The sequence below is a fragment of the Streptomyces sp. NEAU-YJ-81 genome (genome assembly GCF_017592595.1).
Lineage (GTDB): Bacteria > Actinomycetota > Actinomycetes > Streptomycetales > Streptomycetaceae > Streptomyces > Streptomyces hygroscopicus_B.
On record NZ_JAGFNO010000032.1, the window covers coordinates 39,336 to 57,644 of the forward strand.

Below are 18,309 nucleotides of genomic sequence, written 5' to 3' on the forward strand. Positions count from 1 at the left end.
ACCACGCGGCCGCCGTACCGAAACACCAGGAGTTGATGTTGTGATCACCATGCCCGCCCGGAAACCGCGGCGCGCCGCCGCGGCGACCCGTCGGACGCCGCTGCTGCTCGACCGGGCCGCCATCAAGCGCCAACTGGCCGACGACACCTACGACGTGCTCATCATCGGCGGCGGCATCACCGGGGCGTACGCCGTGCTCGACGCCGCCTCGCGCGGGCTGCGCGCAGCCCTGATCGAGAAGGACGACTTCGCCTCCGGCACCTCGTCGAAGTCCTCGAAGATGGTGCACGGCGGCCTGCGCTATATCGAGCAGGGCAACGTCAACCTGGTCCGCCACTCGCTTCTGGAGCGCCACCGCTTCCGGAAGAACGCCCCGCACCTGGTACACCGGCTGCCGTTCCTCTTCCCGATCCTGGAGAAGGACGGCATCTTCGACGCCCGCCTCGCCAAGGGCTTCGAGGGTCTGCTGTGGACGTACGACCTGGTCGGCGGCTGGCGGATCGGCAAGCTCCACCAGCGGCTCACCGTCCCCGAGGTCCTCGCGCAGGCGCCGACCCTGCGCGCGGAGAACCTCAGGGGCGGGCTGATGTACTTCGATGCCCGTGCCGATGACGCCCGGCTCGTCCTGACCATCGTCCGCACCGCCGCCGCGCTCGGTGCGACGATCCTCAACGGTGCCAAGGCCGAGGGTCTGCTGATGGAGACGGAACGGGTGGCCGGTGCCCGGGTCACGGCGGACGGCGACACCTTCGACATCCGCTCGCGGGCCGTTGTCAACGCCACCGGGGTGTGGACCGACGAGCTCGACGCGAAGGCGGACGACGGTCACCGGCCGCAGGTCCGCCCGGCCAAGGGTGTTCACATCGTGGTGCCCTGGGACAAGGTGCGGATCAACTGCACGGTGACCGTGCCGATCCCGGGCCGGGCCCGCCGCGCGACCTGCACCCGCTGGGGCAACAGCGTCGTGCTGGGCACCACGGACGAGGACTACCAGGGCTCCCGGGATGATGTGCACTGCACCCGTGAGGAGATGGACTTCCTGCTGGAGGGGGCCAACACCGCCTTCGAGGGGAAGCTCACCCCGGACGATGTGATCGGCTCCATCGGCGGTCTGCGTCCGCTGGTGGGCGGCGGCGAGGGCGCGACGCTCGACATGCGCCGCGACCACCACATCACCGTCGGCCGCACCGGCATGGTGACGGTGACCGGCGGCAAGCTCACCACCAGCCGGCACATGGGCGAGCTCGTCATCAACAAGGTGATGACGGTCCTCGGCCGCAGGGGGAAGAGCCGTACCACCGACCTCCCGCTGCTCGGCGGCGCCGGTTACGACGCCGAAGCCGTCGCCGCGTCCGGTGGCGTGGCCGCGCACCTGGGTGAGCGCTTCGGCACCGAGGCCCGCTTCGTCGGCGATCTGATCCAGGACGATCCGGCGCTGGCCGAGCCGATCGTGGCGGGACTCCCGTACACCAAGGCCGAGGTCGTGTACGCGGCCCGCGCCGAACTTGCCCGCTCGGTCGACGACGTGCTCTCCCGCCGGACGCGCGCCCGGCTGTTCGCCCGGGACGCCTCCGTCGACGCCGCCGAGGCCGTCGGCGCGCTCCTCGGCCAGGAACTGAACCTCACGGAGGCCGAGGTCGAGCGCTCGGTCGCCGAGTACCTCGCAGCCGTCCACCACGAAAAGTCCGTACTCCTCGAAGGGGCAGCAGCATGATCAGCCGCCAGACCATCACCCACCCGTTCAACCGGGGCGACTACACGATCGGCGCCCCCAGCCCCGCCAGGTGGGCGCGGAACACCCCGATCGGGGAGGGCGGGGCCGCGCTCCAGGTGAACCCGGTCGAGGTCCCCGAGAGCGTGGTCGAGGCGCTGCGCGCAGCAGCGCACGCCGTCCACACCTCCCGCGACGAGGTCGTCACCCGGACCCGTGACTGGTGGGCCGGTTCGATGATCGGCGAGACGGAGGGCCGTCCCGCCACCCCGAACGCCGTGATCGTCGAGGCCGCCGACGCGGAACAGGTCGCGGCCGTGCTGCGGATCTGCCACGAGACCGGCGTCCCGGTCACCCCCTCCGCGGGCCGCTCCAACGTCACCGGCGCGGCGCTCCCCGTCTTCGGCGGCGTCGTCCTGGACGTCTGCGGGATGAACCAGATCACCGGCTTCGACGCCGAGTCGAACATCGTGGATGTCCAGGCCGGCATGTTCGGAGACCTCTTCGAGAAGCGACTCCAGGAGGAGTACGGCGTCACCACCGGCCATTGGCCGTCCGCCTTCGCCGTCTCCACGGTCGGCGGCTGGATCGCCTGCCGCGGCGCCGGTCAGCTCTCCACCCGTTACGGCAAGATCGAGGACATGGTCGTCGGTGTCGACGTCGTGCACGCGGACGGTACGCGCGCCACGTACGGCGACTACGCCCGCGCCGCGGTCGGCCCGGACCTGCGCCAGTTGTTCGTCGGCTCGGAGGGCACCCTCGGTGTCATCGTCTCGGCGCGCCTGCGGGTCCATCCGCTGCCGGAGTACGCCGGCGCCGTCGCATTCGGCTTCACGACCTTCGCGGAGGGCCTGGACGCCTGCCGCAAGATCATGCAGCGCGGTGCCACCCCGGCCGTCCTGCGTCTGTACGACACCCTGGAGTCCGGCACCCACTTCGGCCACCCGGAGACCAACCTCCTGCTCATCGCCGACGAGGGGGACCCGGCCATCGTCGACGCCTCGATCAAGGTGGCGACCGAGGTCTGCGCGGCGTACGGCCCCGAGCTGGACAGCAAGGCGGTCTTCGAGCGCTGGCTGGACGAGCGGATGCTGGTCGGCAAGTCCGCCGACGGCTTCAAGCCGGGTCCGGGCTTCGTCGCCGACACCCTGGAGATGGCCGCGTCCTGGACCGACCTCCCGGTGATCTACGACGAGGTGGTCGCCGCGATCCAGTCGGTGCCCGGCACCCTGGCCGCCTCGGCCCACCAGTCCCACGCGTACACCGACGGCGCCTGCGTCTACTTCTCGCTGCGCGGCGATGTGGCGCCCGAGTCCCGCCGCGACTGGTACCGCTCGGTGTGGGACGCGGCCAACGCCGTACTGATCAAGCACGCGGCGGCGCTCAGCCACCACCACGGCTGCGGTCTGCTGCGCGGCCCCTACCTGGAGGAATCCCTCGGGGCGGGCTTCGCGACGTTCGTCGCGGTGAAGCAGGCCCTCGACCCGACGGGCATTCTCAACCCTGGCAAGCTGGGCCTTCCCAGTCGATTCGGCGCAAGCCCGCTGAACTGACCTGATCAGCCACGTCCCCCTCCTTCCCCAGACAGGTCTTCACCATGGCCCCTTCCCTGTCCCGTTCCGGTGCCCCACTCGCGCCCCGGCTCGCCTCGGTCTTCGCCGAGGTGCCGGTCGTCGCGTCGGTGATCGGCACCGAGCCGCTGCGGCAGTTCCTGACCGCACCGGCCAAGGTGTGCATCCTCGCGTCGTTCACCGTGGGGCAGCTGCCCAAGGTGGTGCCGGCACTGGTCCGGGCGGGGAAGACCGTGTTCGTGAACGTGGACAGCAGCCCCGGTCTCGCTCAGGACCGGGGCGCGCTGGACTACATCAAGAGCCTGGGCACGCACGGCGTGGTCAGCACCCGGCTCTCCCTCATTGAGAAGGGCCGCCCGCTGGGCCTGCTGACGATGATGAAGGTGTTCGTCACCGACCGGTCCAATCTGTCCCGCTCCATGGACGCGATCTCGCGTGGGGCGCCGGACCTGGTCGAGATCATGCCCGCCCCGATCATCGGCCGGATGACCGCGCGGGCACAGCGCGCGATGTCCCCCTCGGTCGCCGCGGGCTTCGTGGAAACCCCCGCGGACGTGGCGCTCGCGCTGGCCCTCGGGTCCGTTGCCGCCGCCACGTCCGACTCCCGCCTCTGGCACCTGCGCCGCGACCAGCTACCGCCAGTTCCGCCCTCCGCACTGAAGCGGCCTGCCGCCCCCTCCCAGGAGTAAGCCCCCATGTCATACGTCGTCGTCGCCCGCTACCGCACCAAGGAGGGCGAGGAGAACACCGTCCTCCCCCTGCTCGACACGGTGGCCGCCGCGTCCCGCCAAGAGCCGGGCAACCTCGCCTACCGCGTCCACCAGGGCACCGAAGACCCGCGGGCGATCGTGCTGTACGAGGAGTACGTCTCCGAAGCCGCCTTCACCGCGCACTGCGCCACCCCGCACTTTCAGGAGATCGTGCTCGGCATGGTCGTCCCGCTGCTGGACAGCCGCGACGTGCTGCGCTGCGCCCCGCGTCCGCAGGTGCGGGCATGAAGACCCGTGCGGTGGTGCTGCGTGGCATATCGGCCGCCCGCCCCTACTCCGAGACCCGCCCGGTCGAGGTGGAGGAGCTGGAGCTGGGCGCCCCGCGCGAGGGCGAGGTGCTGGTCCGGATCGCGGCCGCCTCGCTCTGCCACTCGGACCTGTCGGTGGTCAACGGCGACCGGGTCCGCCCGCTGCCGATCGCGCTGGGGCACGAGGCGGTGGGCATCGTGCGGGAGACCGGACCGGGCGTCGCCCGGGTCCGCCCCGGTGACCATGTGGCCCTGGTCTTCGTGCCCAGTTGCGGCTTCTGCGCCGACTGCGCGGCCGGCCGGCCCGCCCTGTGCGCACAGGCCGCCGCGGCGAACGGGTCGGGAGCACTGCTGCACGGCCCGTCCCTGCTGACCGACGCTTCCGGCAACCCGGTCCACCATCAGCTTGGCGTCTCCGCGTTCTCCGAACACGCGGTGCTGGCCCAGGAGTCGGTGGTACCGATACCGCGGGACATCCCGTTCACGGTGGCGTCGATGTTCGGCTGCGCGGTCCTGACCGGCGCCGGAGCCGTCATCAACACGGCGTCCCTGCGCCCCGGCCAGTCGGCGGTGGTCTACGGCCTGGGCGGCGTGGGCCTGGCCGCGGTGCTGGGTGCCCGCGCGGCGGGCGCGTACCCGGTCATCGCGGTCGACCCGGTACCGGAGAAGCGCGCGCTGGCCCGCCAGCTCGGCGCAACCCACACCTACGCCCCCGGCGAAGCCGTCGAGGCGGTTCATGACCTCACTTCCGGTGGTGCCGAGCTGGCGGTCGAGGCAGTGGGCAGCCCGAAAGTGATGGCCGAATGCCTGATGGCCGTGGCCCGCGGCGGCACGGCCGTCTCGGTGGGCCTGCCCGCCCCCGACCGGGTGCTGGAGGTTCCGGCGCTGACGTTCGCGGGCGAGGGCAAGTCCCTGCTGGGCTCGTACATGGGCGACGCGGTACCACGCCGCGACATTCCCCGGTTCCTGGACCTGTGGCGGGCGGGCCGGATGCCGGTGGAGCGGATGCACACCGGCACCCTGCCGCTGACCGGCATCAACACGGCGATGGAGGAGCTGGCCTCGGGCCGGGCGATCCGTCAGGTCATCGACACATCGGGAATGCTGGACGTCTGACCCCACCCGCCGCGCCGGCAGAACGCCCGCACCCGCACAGCCACCATGCGTCAGATCTCCGCGCGCCTGCGATCCGCGCCAGACCTCCGGCGGCCGTTCCCGGTTCGTTCGCCTCTTCAGACTTCTTCTCGCCTCGATTACCGTGCGCGCTCACAGCTTCAGTCCGCACACGCGCGATGTCCTGCCACGCCAAGGAGCCAACCGCTTCAACATCTCGACCGGAGGAGATCGGAGTGACCGCGCACAGATCCGGCCGCACACTGAAGGTCACCTTGTTCACAACGGTGATCGCCCTGGCCCTGCCCATGTTCTCCGTGCCCCCGAGCGCTTCCGCCGCGAACGCGCTCAGCATGCGCGGCGCCGACGTGTCGACCGCGCAGCGGGCTCTTGAACTGGGCGCCAGGTACTACGACACGAACGGCAACGCCAAGGACCCGCTCGACATCCTCAAGGGTGCCGGTGTGAACTACGTCCGCCTGCGGGTCTGGAACAACCCCGCCAGTGGCTACAACAACAAGGCCAAGGTGCTGGCGTACGCGAAGACGGTCAAGGCCAAGGGCCTCAAACTGCTCATCGACTTCCACTACTCGGACACCTGGGCCGACCCGGGCAAGCAGTACAAGCCGGCGGCCTGGACCGGCCACGGCATCGGCCAGTTGCAGACCGACGTCTACAACTACACGTACGACGTCTGCAACAGCCTCAAGTCCCAGGGCACCACCCCGGACAGTGTGCAGATCGGCAACGAGATCAACGTCGGCATGCTGTGGGACGACGGCAAGGTGATCAATAACGACTTCACCAACCTCAGCACGCTGCTCAAGGCGGGCTACAACGCGACCAAGGCGTGCGACAGCGCCACCAAGGTCATCATTCACACGGCGAACGCGGACAGCGACGCGCACGCGCGCTGGTTCTACGACGGGATCAAGGCCAAAGGTGTCAACTGGGACATCACTGGGCTGTCCTACTACTGCATGTGGCATGGCTCGTTGTCCACCATGTACAACGTGGTCGCCGACATGAAGTCCCGGTACGGCAAGGATGTGATCCTCGCCGAGACGGCGTACCCCTTCACCGCGGCGGACGCGGACAGCACCGGCAACTCGGTCACCTCCGGGTGCTCGGGCTACCCGCTCACCTGGGAGGGCCAGGCCGCCAACTTCACCGATGTGCAGAACACCGCCCGCGATGCCGGCGCGATCGGAGTCTTCTACTGGGAACCGACCTGGTACGCGGTCCCTGGCAACGGCTGGGACCCGGCCGACATCAACAACAGCGGAGACGGCTGGGACAACATGGCCCTCTTCGACTGGACGGGCCATGTGAACCCGAACGTCAACTGGAGCCCGTAGCCGAGGCGAGGAGCCCTGTACTCCGCGCGGATGCCGGGGCACCCTTTAGCCGGCCAGCACGACGAGGATGGTTGCCACGCCGTTGTTGACCGCGTGAACGATGACACCTGGCCACACCGACTTGGTGCGCACCAGCAGAATGCCGTTGATCGCGCCGACGACGAGCGCCGGAATCAGAGCCAGGTTGATGCCGTGGGCCAAGGCGAAGACGACGGTGCTGCCGATGACGCTCACCCATGGGCCGTACCTGGTGAGCGCGGTGGAGATCACGCCTCGGAACGCGAACTCTTCGCCGATGGGAGTGAGGACGGCGATGAACAGCAGTTGCAGAGTCAGGGCGAGTGGACCGGCGTTGGCCGCGTCGTGGTAGTCGCCTTGCGGATCGCCGTCCGTGCTTCCGGCGATCGCCACGAAGACGGCGGCGACTACACGGGTCAGGACGAACGCGAGCAGTCCGAAGCCGAGTGAGAAGAAGACCCAGCGAGTTGTGATAGCGCGGACATTGAACGCGGACCAAGGGCGGACACGGATGGCGAAAGCGGCGAAGAAGGCGAGCAGGCCCATGATCCCGGAGAGCGCTGCGAGAGACAGCCCGCTCGCGACCGACTCGTCGTCGGTGAGCGCACTGACGATCGGCGGGCCGATGAGGTAGCTCAGGATGTAGGCGCCGGCGGCGGCGAGTATCTCGGGCCACCCGGGTCGCTGCCTTTCCGCACCGATCACATCTGTCGGAGTGGCTTGGGGAATCATGGAAATTCCTCTCATGCGGGTCGGATATTCCGACGGGTTGTTTGTATTGGTGTGGTTCGCATATGTGGTGGCTTGGGCTGCGCCACTGGCGGCACACTGTACCGCACAGCGTGCCGCACGCTGTACCTGCACGGTGTGCCGCACATCGTGCGGTACAGTGTGCGGGTACGCTCCTTGGCATGGCCAATCGGGAGAAGATCGTCAAGGCCGCGCTCCGTCTGGCCGTGACGCGAGGGATCGGTTCGCTGAGCGTTCGCCGTGTCGCGGTTGAAGCAGGCGTGGGGGCGACGACGCTCCGGCGTTATTTTCCAACCCAGGTGGAGCTGCACCGTGTCGTCGCCGAGGAGTTCGTCCGCCGTTCCGTCGACGACCTCTCGATCGCCGACGACAAGCGCGATCCGTCACAACGCCTGTTCGAGTGCCTGGCTCAGCTCTTGCCTTCACGCGGTCGGACGGCAGCGGTCGAGGGCTGGTTCGAGCCGCATCGGTTGCCGGCCGGGTCTGACGCCATTCCCGGTGCGCGCGTCATCGTCGAGAGCGCGCACCGATTATTGGCGGAGCGCGTGCGCCGGTGGCTGACCATCCTCGCCGGCCGGGGGCACCTCAGACCCGAGGAGGTCGACGGCCATGCCTTCTCCGCGCTGACGCTTGTCAACGGGCTGTACCTGAACGCGCTGCTCCACCCCGACCAAGCCGACCTTGATGCCGCGAAGAACACGATCCGCTGGTTCGCCGAGCGGGTGGTCGGCAGTCGATCCGCGTCGTCCCGGTGACGTTCCGCCTTGCTCGGGGTGGTGAACCACGACTCCCGAGGCACTATGCGACGAGCACTCGATCCGTCCAGCGGTCTCCGGCTCCCGCGATCCTTCACGCCGGTTTCGCGTCCGGGGCATTCTCGCCGGAAGCGGTCAGGGACTGTTCCGCGAACCAGCGAAGTGTGTTTTCCGCCCGGTCGAGCGCTCCTTCGCCCTTGTCGAACAAGAGGCTCAGGTGCAACCCGTCCACGAGGGCCACAAACCGGGCGGCCAGCACCTCTGGCGTGTCTTGCAGCGCATATCCGTCCGCTGCCAGAAGCGTGAACCAGCGTGTCACGATCACGACCGACTCATCGTGCCCGGACAGCACCATTTCGCGAACCTCCTCGTTGGCATTGGGGCCAAGAGCGAGGGTGACCAGTTCGAACCACATCATGAGGGCGAAATCCCGGTCCGCCGCGCCGGGGAGGAACTGCCGCAGGCTCGCATACAAGCGATCCGCGGGGGCCAGGGAGACGTCCTGGATCCAATCGTCGCTGAGCACGTGGGAGACAATCCGCCCCGCGACGGCCCGGTAGAGCAACGCCTGTGATGGGAAATACGCTCGCAACGTCGTCGCGCCGATACCGGCCGCGGCGGCGACAGATCGCACGCTCAGGCCCCGAAGACCGTCCGTTCCGGCGAGGCGCGTTGCCACGTCCAAGATGTGTTGTCGCTTGTCGGCATTCCCAACCACGTCGCGATCCTATAGCGCAGCAAGCAGCACAGAGCACCAGGGTGGCTCGGGCCATCGCAAAGCCCCTGGTCAGCCGCCACCATACGACCGGCCGCGGCAGCGCCGCCCGGCTCTGGGCGCGGAATGCGGATACCGCCTTTAGGGTGAAAAGTGATGGCACACTCGGCATGCTCACACGCACACGTTGAGGGGCAGCATGAGGGACGACGCTGACGCTGAGTACGAGCCGGACGAGCTCGAAGTGGCACCTCGGCCGCAGCCCGCCGGCAAGTCCGACGACCCGGATGTGCTCCTCGACATACCGCAGCTCCAGGTCGAGGAGATCAACCTGCAGGTCGAGGACCTGCGAGCCAGGGTCTCCCTGCAGGCGGAGGTCCTGGACCTGCTCAAGCTCAACGTCGGCGCCGACGTGTCGCTCGGCCGTGTGGAGCTCGACATCAAGGGCGTGGAGGCGCAGGCCCTGCTCAAGGTCCGGCTCGACAATGTCGCCGCGATCGTCGGCAGGGTGCTGTCCACCATCGACCGCAACCCCCAGATCCTGGAGCAGTTGACGTCCGGTCTCGGGTCCGCGGCGGAGAGCCTGGGCAGCGGCGCCGAGCAGGCGGTCGGCGAGCTGGGAGAGGGCGCCGGAGAAGCCGTCCAGGACGTGGGCAAGGGCGCGGGCAAAGCTGTCGAGGAGGTCGGGGAGGGCGCGGGCGGAGCCGTAGAGGACATCGGCGAGGGGGCCGGCAAGGCGGCGGGAGAGGTGGGCGAGGGGGCCGGGAAGGCCACCGAGGAGGTGGCGGAGAGCGCGGCGGGGGCGGTCGAGGAGGCGGGCGGCACCGCCACCGAGACCGCGCGGTCGGCCGGGCGTACGGCGAAAAAGTCCACGGGCAGGGCGTCCGGCAAGGTCTCGGGCGAAGCCTCGGGCCACGCCTCGGGGGCCACCCGGCGGACCGCGAAAGAGCCGGCCCCGGAGTCCAAGGGCGGGAGCAAGCCTGGGCGGACCCCGCACAAGAGGAAGGCGACGACCCGCGGCCGCGAGCAGGAACGGCCGCCCTGAAAGGCCGCCCCGGACATCGAGGCCGGCTCCACCGTGGAGGCCGACCGGCCGCGTTCTCGCGGGCCCTACCGGGATAGCGAGGGCTCGGATGCGGCTCGGAGCCGCACATCGGTCTCCCACGTCATGCGCCGCCGCCTCTCGTACGGCCCGCCGTCGTACGAGTCCCGGCAGAATGACTCCTCACAGCGATCGAGCACGCCACCCGCCGCGTCCGGATCCCCGGCGCGACCGCACACCCCACCGCGGCCTGGCTCACCCAAGCCGGCCAGAACCCCGCCCTGGACCTCCAAGAGACAGGCACCAGGGCGAAGTTCCTGATCCGGGACCGAGACAGTCGGTACCCGGCATCGTTCGACACCGGGTGGACCTCGTCCGGATGGACGCTCCCCACGACCAGGAGGTCAGTCGCCACTCACCTCTTTCTCCAACGGCTGCCCCTGCTGTCCCGGTGCGGTGCCCGCGGCCCGGATCCCCGCCACGAAACATTCCAGCAGCCGGTCCAGGTCCAGCCGGGTGGCGACCTCGATCGGCGGGTGCGGGGGCGCCGGCTTATCGGCGACGAACGGCCGCCGGTCGGCCAGTGTCGCTCCCCTGGTCAGGCCGGGCGCCAGCTCCACCTGGACGCTCCACCGCCCGTACTCCCCGTACTCGGGGTGCAACAGCAGGATCGCGGCGGTCGGGTCGTGGATGGGGCAGCTCTGCCGGCCGTAGGTCACCGAGAAGTACGCGGAGAACTTGCCGATGATCTGCTGGGCGAGCCGGCCGGCGGGGGTGGTCAGGGCGTCGATCGCGGCCAGGTCGGCCGACCGCAGCCAGGTGGTGAGGGTGACGTCCAGCCCGGCCAGCACGCAGCGCCGCCAGCCGGCCGAGAAGACCAGGCTCGCGGCCTCGGGGTCGTGCTTGATGTTGGACTCGGCCCAGGGTGTGTTGTTTCCGGGCACGGTCACCGCGCCGCCCATCACCGAGATTCCGGCGATCAGGTTCGGCAGCTCCGGCTCGATCATGAGTGCCAGCGCAATGTTGGTGAGCGGCCCGGTGGCGATGATCTCCAGCTCGCCGGGGTGCTGCCGGGCCAGCTGGACGAGCTGCTCGGCGGCGGAGATGTCGGTGCGTACCCGCACCTCCCGGTCGATGGGGATCTCGCCCAGCCCGTCGGAGCCGTGCACCTTGGCGCTGTACTGCACCGGCTGGGCCAGTGGGTGCCGGGCCCCGACGGTGACCGGCACATCCGTACGGCCGAGGGTCTTGAGCACGGCGGCCGAGTTGTGGGCACCCTGGACGGCCGAGACGTTGCCGTGCACCGTGCCCACCGCCACCAGTTCCACGTCGGGCCGTCCGGACAGGAAGATCAGTGTCAGAGTGTCGTCGAGGCCGGTGTCGCAGTCCAGCACGATCCGGCGCCGGGTGATCGCGGTTTCCGTCATCACGCCACCTCCTGTTCCGTCAGCCGGGCCAGGTCGTCACGGATCGGGGTGACCTCGGTCGGGCCCAGCGGCGCGAGCGGCGGTACGGGCTGCCCCACGTCGATGCCCAGCGCGGCGAAGAGTCCCTTGACGCCACGGCCGGGTCCGAGGGTGCGGAACACATGCAGCGCGGCGTCGAGCCGGCGTTCCCTCGCCTGTGCCGCCGCCCACTCGCCCCGGACGGCGAGGTCGTAAATCTCCACCGACTCGGCGGGGAAGGCGGCCGCCGGACCGGACATCCAGCCGCAGGCTCCGGACAGCATCGCGGCGGTGGGGGATACGGCCGTGGCGGAGAAGTACCGGATCCCGCCCGAGGTGGCGTCCAGCCACCGGGCCACGTTGGTGATCCGCCCAGAGGCGTCCTTGACGTGGTTCACGCCGTGGTCGCGGTGCGCCGCCGCTATGACGTCCTCGGAGAACTCGACGTGGGTGAGGTGGGGGTGGTGGTACAGCACCACCGGCACCTCCACGGCGGCGGTGACCGCGTCGATCATGCCGAGGATCTCCGCCGGCCGCAGCGGGAAGTAGGCGAGGATCACCAGCAGGATCCCGTCGCTGCCGGCGGCCACCGCGGCGCGCGCGTCCCGCACCACGGAGGCGGTGTCGAAACCCCCGACCCCGGGTACGACCGGGACCCGGCCCGCCGCGGCGGCGACGGTGCCCTCGACCACGGCCAGTCGCTGGTCGCCGGTCAGGTAGGGCAGCTCGCCGCTGCTGCCCAGCGGAGTCAGTCCGTGCACACCGGCGGTGAGGCAGCGCTCGACGATGTCGGCCAGCGCCGTCCGGCGTACCGTTCCGTCGCCGTCCAGCGGCGTGGGCAGGTACGGGTAGACACCCGACCAGGGCTGCTGTGTCATTACTTCCCTCCGCTTCGGGCGATCGATGCCACGAAGTACTTCTGTGCGTAGAGCAGCAGGCCGAGCGGAATCGCCGCGGTGATCACCGTGCCCGCGAAGATCGCGCCGAAGTCCACGAACGTCTCCTGGGAGAACTGCGCGATGGCCACCGGGGCGACCTGGATCGCCGGGTCCGGCGCGATCAGCAGAGGCCACAGGAACGCGTGCCACTGGAAGACGAACAGGATGAGCGCCGCGCTGATCAGCGCGGGCTTGGAGAGCGGCAGGTAGATCCGGAACAGGATGCGCCACCAGCCGAGTCCGTCCATCTGCGCGGCCTCCAGCAGCTCACGCGGGATGTTCCGGAAGAACTGCCGTAGCGCGAAGATCGCCAACCCGTTCCCGACGGCCGGCAGGATCAACCCGTCGAAGGTGTTCTGGAACCCGGCGCCGGTAAGGACCTGGCTGAGCGGGATCGCCAGCGCGTCGAAGGGCATGAGGAAGCCCACCAGGGTGACCCCGAACAGGAACTTCTGCCCGCGGAACTGCAGTACGCCGAGCGCGAAGGCCGCCGCGGAGCACAGGAGCAGCCCGATGACGATGGTGAACACCGCGACGATGACGGAGTTCAGCACCGGCCAGCCGAATCCCGTGTTCATCAAGGTCCGGAAGCTGGACCCGGTCCAGGTGGTCGGCCAGATCGACTTGATCGACAGCGGCGAGAGGTAGCGGAAGATGTCCCCTTCCGGCCGCACCGAACTGACCAGCGCGAACCAGAGCGGGCCCACGGAGCAGAGCGTCGCGACGATCGCCAGGGCCAGCAGGATGCCACGCTTCAGCCGGCTCCCCGACCTCGCCTGATAGTGGTCTCCGGTTGACATGTCAGTCCTCCGAGGGGAGCAGTTTGAACTGGATCGAGACCACCGCGAGGATGATGCACAGCAGGATGAACGTTTCTGCTGACGCCGCCGGCAGATCGCCGGCGACGTAGGCACGTTCGTAGATGTCGTACATGATCAGGTTCGTGGAACGGTCCGGGCCGCCGGCGGTCAGGGTCTCGACCGGTGCGAACACCAGGAAGTTGGCGATCGTGTCGGCCACCAGCACGAACAGCAGCGGCCGTTTCAGCTGCGGCAGCGTCACCTGGAAGAACGTGCGCAGCGGTCCGGCTCCGTCGATCTTCGCCGCCTCCAGCGTGTCGCCGGGGATGTCCTTCAAACCGGCGATGAGGAACATCATCCAGTACCCCACACCCACCCAGGAGACCAGGATGATGATCCCGGGCAGGGCCTGGAACTTCGAGGTGAGGAACGGTTGGTGGGGCAGGCCCAGCGCGTTCAGCACCGCGTTGAGCGGCCCGTCCGGGCGGAACAGCACGCCCCAGATGATCGCGCTGACCACCTGCGGGAGCGCCGCCGGCAGGAAGATCAGCGTCCGCCAGAGCCCGACCAGGGGCAGCCGCTGGGTGAGCAGCACGGCCAGTGCGAGGGCCAGCATGATCTGGAACGGGTTCACCAGGACCGTGAACAGCAGGGTCTGCCGTACCGAAGCCTGGAACGCCGGGTCGGCGAAGACCCGGTCGTAAGCGGCGAACGGCCCCTGCGGATCGGACAGGCTGGTCCGGATGGCCTCGAACGCCGGAACCAGCCGGAAGAACAGGATCGCGACCAGCGCCGGCCCCAGCATCAGGAGCACGGCCAGCCGGGTACCGCCGATCTTCGCGGGGCGCCCGCGACGGGCCGGCGCGGCGGAAGGCTTGGCGGCGGGCTTGATGGACGTCGTCATGTGCCGAACCGTCCCAGCGTATTGACCAACTGCGACTGGCCGTCGGTCAGTGAGCCGTTCACGTCTCCACCGTTGCCGATGTTGTCGATCATCTTGTTCACCACGCTCTCGAAGTCGGTGTAACCGATGCTGGAGGGGCGCTTCACCGCGGTCCGCGACAGCTCATCGGCGATCAGCTTCGAGGTGCCGGCCAGTTCGGGCCCAGCGGCGTCGATGAGCTGGGACCAGGCTGCGTACGCGTGCTTGTTGGCCGGGATCCGGGCGATGTCCTGACCGGAGAGCGCGGCGCCCGCCTCGTTCAGGGACAGGAAGGAGATGAACTTCCTGGCCTCGGCCTGGTGCCTGGAGTACGGGCTGACGGCGAGGGCCCACGAGTCGGTCGGGGTGGCCGGCTTGCCGCCCGCGAAGGTCGGCGACGGCGCGACGCCGAACTTCAGCTTGGGGTTCTTCTGGAAGATCGCGATGGACGGGGTGTTCGCCAGGAAGTACGCGATCTTGCCGTTGGCGAAGAGCGAGGGCAGCTGGGTGTACTGGATGCCCTTCGGGGTGATGCCCTTCTTGAACAGCCCCTGGTAGAAGGTCAGCGCCTTCTTCCAGCCCCGGTCCTGGATCGCCGGAGTGAGGTTCTTGGCCCCGGACAGCCCGGTGCCGCCACCGGCCGAGCGGATCAGCGGCTCCAACTGGTAGTAGCGGCCGGGCTGCTCGAAGGCGAACCCGTACTGGGCTCCGCCGGCCTGGGCCTTCTTGGCGTCGGCGGTGAGCTGTTCCCAGCTGAGCCGCTGGTCCGTGGCCTTGGCCGGGTCGGCGATACCGGCCTTCTTCAGCAGGTCCTTGTTGTAGTAGAGCAGCGCGGTGGACGTCCACAGCGGAAGGGCGTACAGCTTGTTGTCGAAGGTGGTCGCCCGGACGGCCTCGGCGCTGACCTGCTTGCCGGCCTCGTCCTTCAGGTCGTCGAGCGGCAGCAGGAAGCCCCGGTCCGCCATCGAGGGGATCTTCGGCTCGTCGGCGGTGAACGCGTCGATGGAGCTGTCCTTGCCGCCGAGCCGGGCCTGTAGCACCTGGGAGAGCTGGCTCGCCGGGTTGGACACGTACTTCACCTTGATGCCGGGGTTCGCCTTCTCGAACGCCGCGATCGCCTTGTCGAAGTAGCCGTCGGGCTGGGCGCCGACGAACTGGAGGGTGACGCCGCCCCCGCTCCCCCCGCCATGCGGGATGGGGCCGAAGCAGGCCGTCGTGGTCAGCCCGATCAGCAAGGGCATCAGATATATGAGCTTTCTCCCGGCGCGCCGTTTCATAGCACCGTCCAACTCCCTCTTTCTTGTACCAACCCGCTTGTCGCGGGGTCAGACCACCGGAGCCGCGGTGGAGTCCCGCAGCCGGAGCTCCACCGGAATGCACACATCCCGCTCACCGGTCGCCGATTCCGACCGGACGGTGTCCATCGCCGCCGCCGCGATCGCCCGTACGTCCTGGCTCACCGTCGTGATCCCCGGCGTGGTGTACGACGCCACCGGCACGTCGTCGAAGCCCACCAGCGAGAAGTCCCGCGGAATGTGCAGACCCTGATCGCGCGCCGCGCAGTGCACACCGATCGCGATGAGGTCGTTCGAGGCGAAGACCGCGGTGAACGGCGACGCCCGCCGGACCAGGGTGTCCAGCGCCGCACGGCCACCCGCCTCGTCGAAGGTGCTGGGGACCACCAGCCGCCGGTCGTAACGGATCTTGTGCGCCTTGAGCGCCGCCCGGTACCCCTCGTACCGTTCCAGCGCGACGTCGCAGAACTCCGGACCGCGAAGGTGCGCGATCCGCCGGTGCCCCAGCTCGATCAGATGCTCGGTCACCGCCCGTGCGCCGGCGAAATTATCCGAGTGGATCCGCACCGCGTGGGCGGACGGAACCGCCCGGTCGAGCGCGATGAACCGCAGGCCGGCGTCCTCGTACGCCTGGACCTCCCCGGAATCGGCCCGCAACCCCATCACCAGTACGTGCTTGATCTGCTTGGACAGCAACACATCGAGGCTCCGCTGCTCGATGCGCTCGTCGTCCCGGGTGCTGCACAGCAGGACCGCCAGCCCCGATCGTTCGGCCAGGATCTGGATCTCCTTGACGAGACTGGAGAAGAACGGGTTCGAGATGTCCGGAAGCAGCACCGCGATGGTGTTCGACGCCTGGCGGGCCAGTTCACTGGCCAGGCTGTTGCGCCGGTAGCCCAGCCGGTCCGCCGCTGCCAGGACGCGCTCCTTGGTCTTCGGCGAAACGCCGTTCGCACCGGCCAGCACCCGACTCACGGTAGAGGCGGAAACGCCGACCGCCTGGGCGACCTCGTAGATCGTCGGCGGTGAACCGGTGGTCACATCGTCCTCCTGACGAGATTTGCGCAACCGGTTGCGCAACCGGTTGCGAGCATCCTTCGGCCTGTCCGTGCTGTCAAGGCCATGACATCAGCAGGTAAGCACCGGCGATTGCGGTCGCACCGCCGACCCGACGTGCTGGTACTCGCCGTATGGCGGGTGTGTCAGCGCAACAACTGATCCCCCGCCGACGGCCCTTCCCTGCCGGGTCCACGCGCATCGGCACCATGTTTCCGTGGCTGGGCCACCTGGCCGTAACTCACGCATCCGCCCTGCTTCACCTGCTGCCGATGACGGGCCCGAGCGACCGCGACAAGGATGCGGGGATCCTCGCCCTGCGCAACCAGATCATGGTGCTGGAGCGGCAACTCGGCCTCGTCGCCACGTCGACAACGCTGTCCAGGATCTTGTCAGTGTCCCAGCCGCGCGGAAAAACGGTCTTCCATGAAGGACGACACCAGCGGCACGTGGCGGCTGAAGAACGACGGCATTCACACCGCGATGCTCGGCATCGCCCGACTTCACAACCTCGCCGTCTCGGAGGATGCTCAGTCGAGACAGAATTCGTTGCCCTCAATGTCCTGCATCACGATGCACGACTCATCGTGGTCATCGGCAAGCAGCACTCGCACGCGTACCGCGCCGAGCGCGACCAGTCGTACGCACTCGGCTTCGAGCGTGGCAAGGCGCTCTTCACCCACGAGCCCGGTGCCGACCCGCACATCAAGATGCTGACGATTCTTGACGACCTTGCCTTCGGGGACGCGCTGGAAGAACAGTCGCGGGCCCACGCCTGAGGGATCAATGCATGCGAACGCCGAACCCTGACGCTCAGGCGGCAGCGAGCGATCGAAATCGTCCCACGAAGCAAACCCCTCCGGTGGCGGCGGTACGACGTACCCCAACACCTCGCACCAAAAGCGAGCGACGCGCTCGGGTTCTGCGCAGTCGAAGGTGACTTGGAACTGCCTGATCGATGACATCGGCGCACCATAGCAGGGGGACTCTGTTGCTCACTTCCAGATAAGGATCCGCATGTTGTCGGGAGGACGGCCCCTGCCGGCCGGTCGTCATCGGAGAGGCGGTCCTGACCCCGTCCGGCCCGTGGCCGGCGCTCGCTTCTGCGACCTGCGCTATCAGATCGGGATTCTCGCCCCACGAACTGTCGTAGAACCCGCGCTCACATACTTCCGTGCCGTGTGCCGGCTTCGGGACGCGGCGGGCGCCGACCCGGGCCGCCACGAAGTAGCAGCGATGAGTTTTGGCGCGGTCGAGAGTCGGTACCGGGTGAGCACTCCGTATGAACGAAAGAGAGGGGTCCTGTTGTGGCGAAATTTGTGACCATCGGGTACGGGGACCAAGACGGCTACGACCGCACCGACGCGGCGGTCCGGAACGCGGCGCATGCGCATGACGCCCGCCTGCTTGAGGCCGGGGCCGTTGCGGGCATCGCCGGCTCTCCTGTGCAGGTGCGCAACCACGACGCTGTCGGCACGACCGTGGAGAGCGGCTCCTTCATGTCTCGGCGGCGCCGTGGTCGTCCTGACCCTGGCGGCTGCTCACCACCCGCTGACGCCTCAGCCGCTGATTGGTCAACCGCCCAGCAGGTGGGGGCTTTATCAGTAACGCGGCTGCTCAGCTGGTTCGTGCTGCTCGCCCGTCCCTCCGCGTCCAAGGACGTCGAGCTGCTCGTGCTGCGTCATGAGGTCGCTGTGCTGCGCCGCGGTACCCGGAGGCCACGCCTGAACTGAGCCGACCACGCGACCCTCACCGCCCTGGTCCGGCTCCTGCCGAGAAGGCTGCGCGGGCACAGGCTGGTC

The 18,309-nt window shown here is 68.9% G+C and carries 18 protein-coding genes; 9 read left to right on the forward strand and 9 right to left on the reverse strand.

Translation table 11 applies throughout. From position 1 onward, the window contains the following. Positions 1 to 40: 40 nt before the first annotated feature. The 6 genes from J5X86_RS41220 to J5X86_RS41245 all read left to right on the forward strand — a co-directional run bounded on the left by J5X86_RS41220 (position 41) and on the right by J5X86_RS41245 (position 6,771). Entirely contained in the window at positions 41 to 1,714 is a 1,674-nt protein-coding gene (locus J5X86_RS41220) for a glycerol-3-phosphate dehydrogenase/oxidase (protein WP_208521756.1), read from the forward strand. After that, positions 1,711 to 3,264 (forward strand): FAD-binding oxidoreductase, encoded by a 1,554-nt coding sequence (locus J5X86_RS41225; protein ID WP_208521757.1) that lies wholly within the window; start codon positions 1,711 to 1,713, stop codon positions 3,262 to 3,264. The genes J5X86_RS41220 and J5X86_RS41225 overlap by 4 nt, the downstream gene beginning before the upstream one ends. A 44-nt stretch (positions 3,265 to 3,308) precedes the next feature. Next, on the forward strand, positions 3,309 to 3,971 hold the full coding sequence (locus tag J5X86_RS41230; protein ID WP_208521758.1) for a glycerol-3-phosphate responsive antiterminator: 663 nt from the start codon (positions 3,309 to 3,311) through the stop codon (positions 3,969 to 3,971). Positions 3,972 to 3,977: 6 nt separating this feature from the next. After that, positions 3,978 to 4,280 carry a putative quinol monooxygenase gene (locus J5X86_RS41235; RefSeq protein ID WP_208521759.1) on the forward strand — a complete coding sequence of 101 codons (303 nt, stop codon included), beginning with the start codon at positions 3,978 to 3,980 and terminating at the stop codon, positions 4,278 to 4,280. Continuing rightward, complete coding sequence (locus tag J5X86_RS41240) at positions 4,277 to 5,416, forward strand: zinc-binding dehydrogenase (RefSeq protein ID WP_208521760.1); 1,140 nt, start codon at positions 4,277 to 4,279, stop codon at positions 5,414 to 5,416. The genes J5X86_RS41235 and J5X86_RS41240 overlap by 4 nt, the downstream gene beginning before the upstream one ends. A gap of 233 nt (positions 5,417 to 5,649) precedes the next feature. Further along, the gene (locus tag J5X86_RS41245) at positions 5,650 to 6,771 is read left to right on the forward strand and encodes a glycosyl hydrolase 53 family protein (protein WP_308124873.1); all 1,122 of its coding nucleotides are present in this window, start codon (positions 5,650 to 5,652) and stop codon (positions 6,769 to 6,771) included. A 45-nt stretch (positions 6,772 to 6,816) separates the two neighbouring features. Here the strand turns inward: J5X86_RS41245 and J5X86_RS52635 are convergent, their stop codons facing one another. Further along, positions 6,817 to 7,665, reverse strand: coding sequence for a CPBP family intramembrane glutamic endopeptidase (locus J5X86_RS52635; RefSeq protein WP_208521762.1), 849 nt, complete (start codon positions 7,663 to 7,665; stop codon positions 6,817 to 6,819). Between the two features lie 35 nt (positions 7,666 to 7,700). On the opposite strand from J5X86_RS52635, the gene J5X86_RS41255 reads away from it, so the two are divergent. After that, positions 7,701 to 8,294, forward strand: a complete 594-nt coding sequence (locus J5X86_RS41255; protein ID WP_208521763.1) for a TetR/AcrR family transcriptional regulator — start codon at positions 7,701 to 7,703, stop codon at positions 8,292 to 8,294. A gap of 94 nt (positions 8,295 to 8,388) precedes the next feature. Here the strand turns inward: J5X86_RS41255 and J5X86_RS41260 are convergent, their stop codons facing one another. Further along, entirely contained in the window at positions 8,389 to 9,012 is a 624-nt protein-coding gene (locus J5X86_RS41260; RefSeq protein WP_208521764.1) for a TetR/AcrR family transcriptional regulator, read from the reverse strand. Positions 9,013 to 9,208: 196 nt separating this feature from the next. Here J5X86_RS41260 and J5X86_RS41265 point away from each other — a divergent pair, with 196 nt between their 5' ends. Then, positions 9,209 to 10,054 carry a hypothetical protein gene (locus tag J5X86_RS41265; RefSeq protein ID WP_208521765.1) on the forward strand — a complete coding sequence of 282 codons (846 nt, stop codon included), beginning with the start codon at positions 9,209 to 9,211 and terminating at the stop codon, positions 10,052 to 10,054. Positions 10,055 to 10,455: 401 nt separating this feature from the next. Here the strand turns inward: J5X86_RS41265 and J5X86_RS41270 are convergent, their stop codons facing one another. The 7 genes from J5X86_RS41270 to J5X86_RS41300 all read right to left on the reverse strand — a co-directional run bounded on the left by J5X86_RS41270 (position 10,456) and on the right by J5X86_RS41300 (position 17,472). Next, positions 10,456 to 11,478, reverse strand: coding sequence for a nucleoside hydrolase (locus J5X86_RS41270; protein WP_208521766.1), 1,023 nt, complete (start codon positions 11,476 to 11,478; stop codon positions 10,456 to 10,458). Then, positions 11,478 to 12,374 carry a dihydrodipicolinate synthase family protein gene (locus tag J5X86_RS41275; RefSeq protein ID WP_208521767.1) on the reverse strand — a complete coding sequence of 299 codons (897 nt, stop codon included), beginning with the start codon at positions 12,372 to 12,374 and terminating at the stop codon, positions 11,478 to 11,480. The genes J5X86_RS41270 and J5X86_RS41275 overlap by 1 nt, the downstream gene beginning before the upstream one ends. Continuing rightward, a complete protein-coding gene (locus J5X86_RS41280; protein WP_208521768.1) occupies positions 12,374 to 13,234 on the reverse strand; it encodes a carbohydrate ABC transporter permease in 861 nt (286 codons plus the stop codon). Before J5X86_RS41280 ends, J5X86_RS41275 begins: the two co-directional genes overlap by 1 nt. 1 nt (position 13,235) lies before the next feature. Further along, complete coding sequence (locus J5X86_RS41285) at positions 13,236 to 14,138, reverse strand: carbohydrate ABC transporter permease (RefSeq protein ID WP_208521769.1); 903 nt, start codon at positions 14,136 to 14,138, stop codon at positions 13,236 to 13,238. Continuing rightward, a complete protein-coding gene (locus J5X86_RS41290) occupies positions 14,135 to 15,397 on the reverse strand; it encodes an ABC transporter substrate-binding protein (protein WP_208521770.1) in 1,263 nt (420 codons plus the stop codon). Before J5X86_RS41290 ends, J5X86_RS41285 begins: the two co-directional genes overlap by 4 nt. A gap of 84 nt (positions 15,398 to 15,481) precedes the next feature. Further along, complete coding sequence (locus J5X86_RS41295; protein WP_208521771.1) at positions 15,482 to 16,492, reverse strand: LacI family DNA-binding transcriptional regulator; 1,011 nt, start codon at positions 16,490 to 16,492, stop codon at positions 15,482 to 15,484. Positions 16,493 to 17,037: 545 nt separating this feature from the next. Then, positions 17,038 to 17,472: a VOC family protein gene (locus J5X86_RS41300; protein WP_208521772.1), complete on the reverse strand. Its 435-nt coding sequence runs from the start codon at positions 17,470 to 17,472 to the stop codon at positions 17,038 to 17,040. Positions 17,473 to 17,814: 342 nt separating this feature from the next. Between J5X86_RS41300 and J5X86_RS41305 the strand changes: the two genes are divergently transcribed. Next, positions 17,815 to 18,240: a hypothetical protein gene (locus tag J5X86_RS41305; RefSeq protein ID WP_208521773.1), complete on the forward strand. Its 426-nt coding sequence runs from the start codon at positions 17,815 to 17,817 to the stop codon at positions 18,238 to 18,240. Positions 18,241 to 18,309: the final 69 nt, after the last annotated feature.

Excerpts from the sequence above, each read along its gene's own strand:
- J5X86_RS41275 (WP_208521767.1), bottom strand. The coding sequence starts at position 12,374 with ATGACACAGCAGCCCTGGTCGGGTGTCTACCCGTACCTGCCCACGCCG.
- J5X86_RS41290 (WP_208521770.1), bottom strand. The coding sequence starts at position 15,397 with ATGCCCTTGCTGATCGGGCTGACCACGACGGCCTGCTTCGGCCCCATC.
- J5X86_RS41255 (WP_208521763.1), top strand. The coding sequence starts at position 7,701 with ATGGCCAATCGGGAGAAGATCGTCAAGGCCGCGCTCCGTCTGGCCGTG.
- J5X86_RS41265 (WP_208521765.1), top strand. The coding sequence starts at position 9,209 with ATGAGGGACGACGCTGACGCTGAGTACGAGCCGGACGAGCTCGAAGTG.
- J5X86_RS41280 (WP_208521768.1), bottom strand. The coding sequence starts at position 13,234 with ATGTCAACCGGAGACCACTATCAGGCGAGGTCGGGGAGCCGGCTGAAG.
- J5X86_RS41285 (WP_208521769.1), bottom strand. The coding sequence starts at position 14,138 with ATGACGACGTCCATCAAGCCCGCCGCCAAGCCTTCCGCCGCGCCGGCC.
- J5X86_RS41240 (WP_208521760.1), top strand. The coding sequence starts at position 4,277 with ATGAAGACCCGTGCGGTGGTGCTGCGTGGCATATCGGCCGCCCGCCCC.
- J5X86_RS41235 (WP_208521759.1), top strand. The coding sequence starts at position 3,978 with ATGTCATACGTCGTCGTCGCCCGCTACCGCACCAAGGAGGGCGAGGAG.
- J5X86_RS41270 (WP_208521766.1), bottom strand. The coding sequence starts at position 11,478 with ATGACGGAAACCGCGATCACCCGGCGCCGGATCGTGCTGGACTGCGAC.
- J5X86_RS41230 (WP_208521758.1), top strand. The coding sequence starts at position 3,309 with ATGGCCCCTTCCCTGTCCCGTTCCGGTGCCCCACTCGCGCCCCGGCTC.
- J5X86_RS41225 (WP_208521757.1), top strand. The coding sequence starts at position 1,711 with ATGATCAGCCGCCAGACCATCACCCACCCGTTCAACCGGGGCGACTAC.
- J5X86_RS41300 (WP_208521772.1), bottom strand. The coding sequence starts at position 17,472 with ATGTCATCGATCAGGCAGTTCCAAGTCACCTTCGACTGCGCAGAACCC.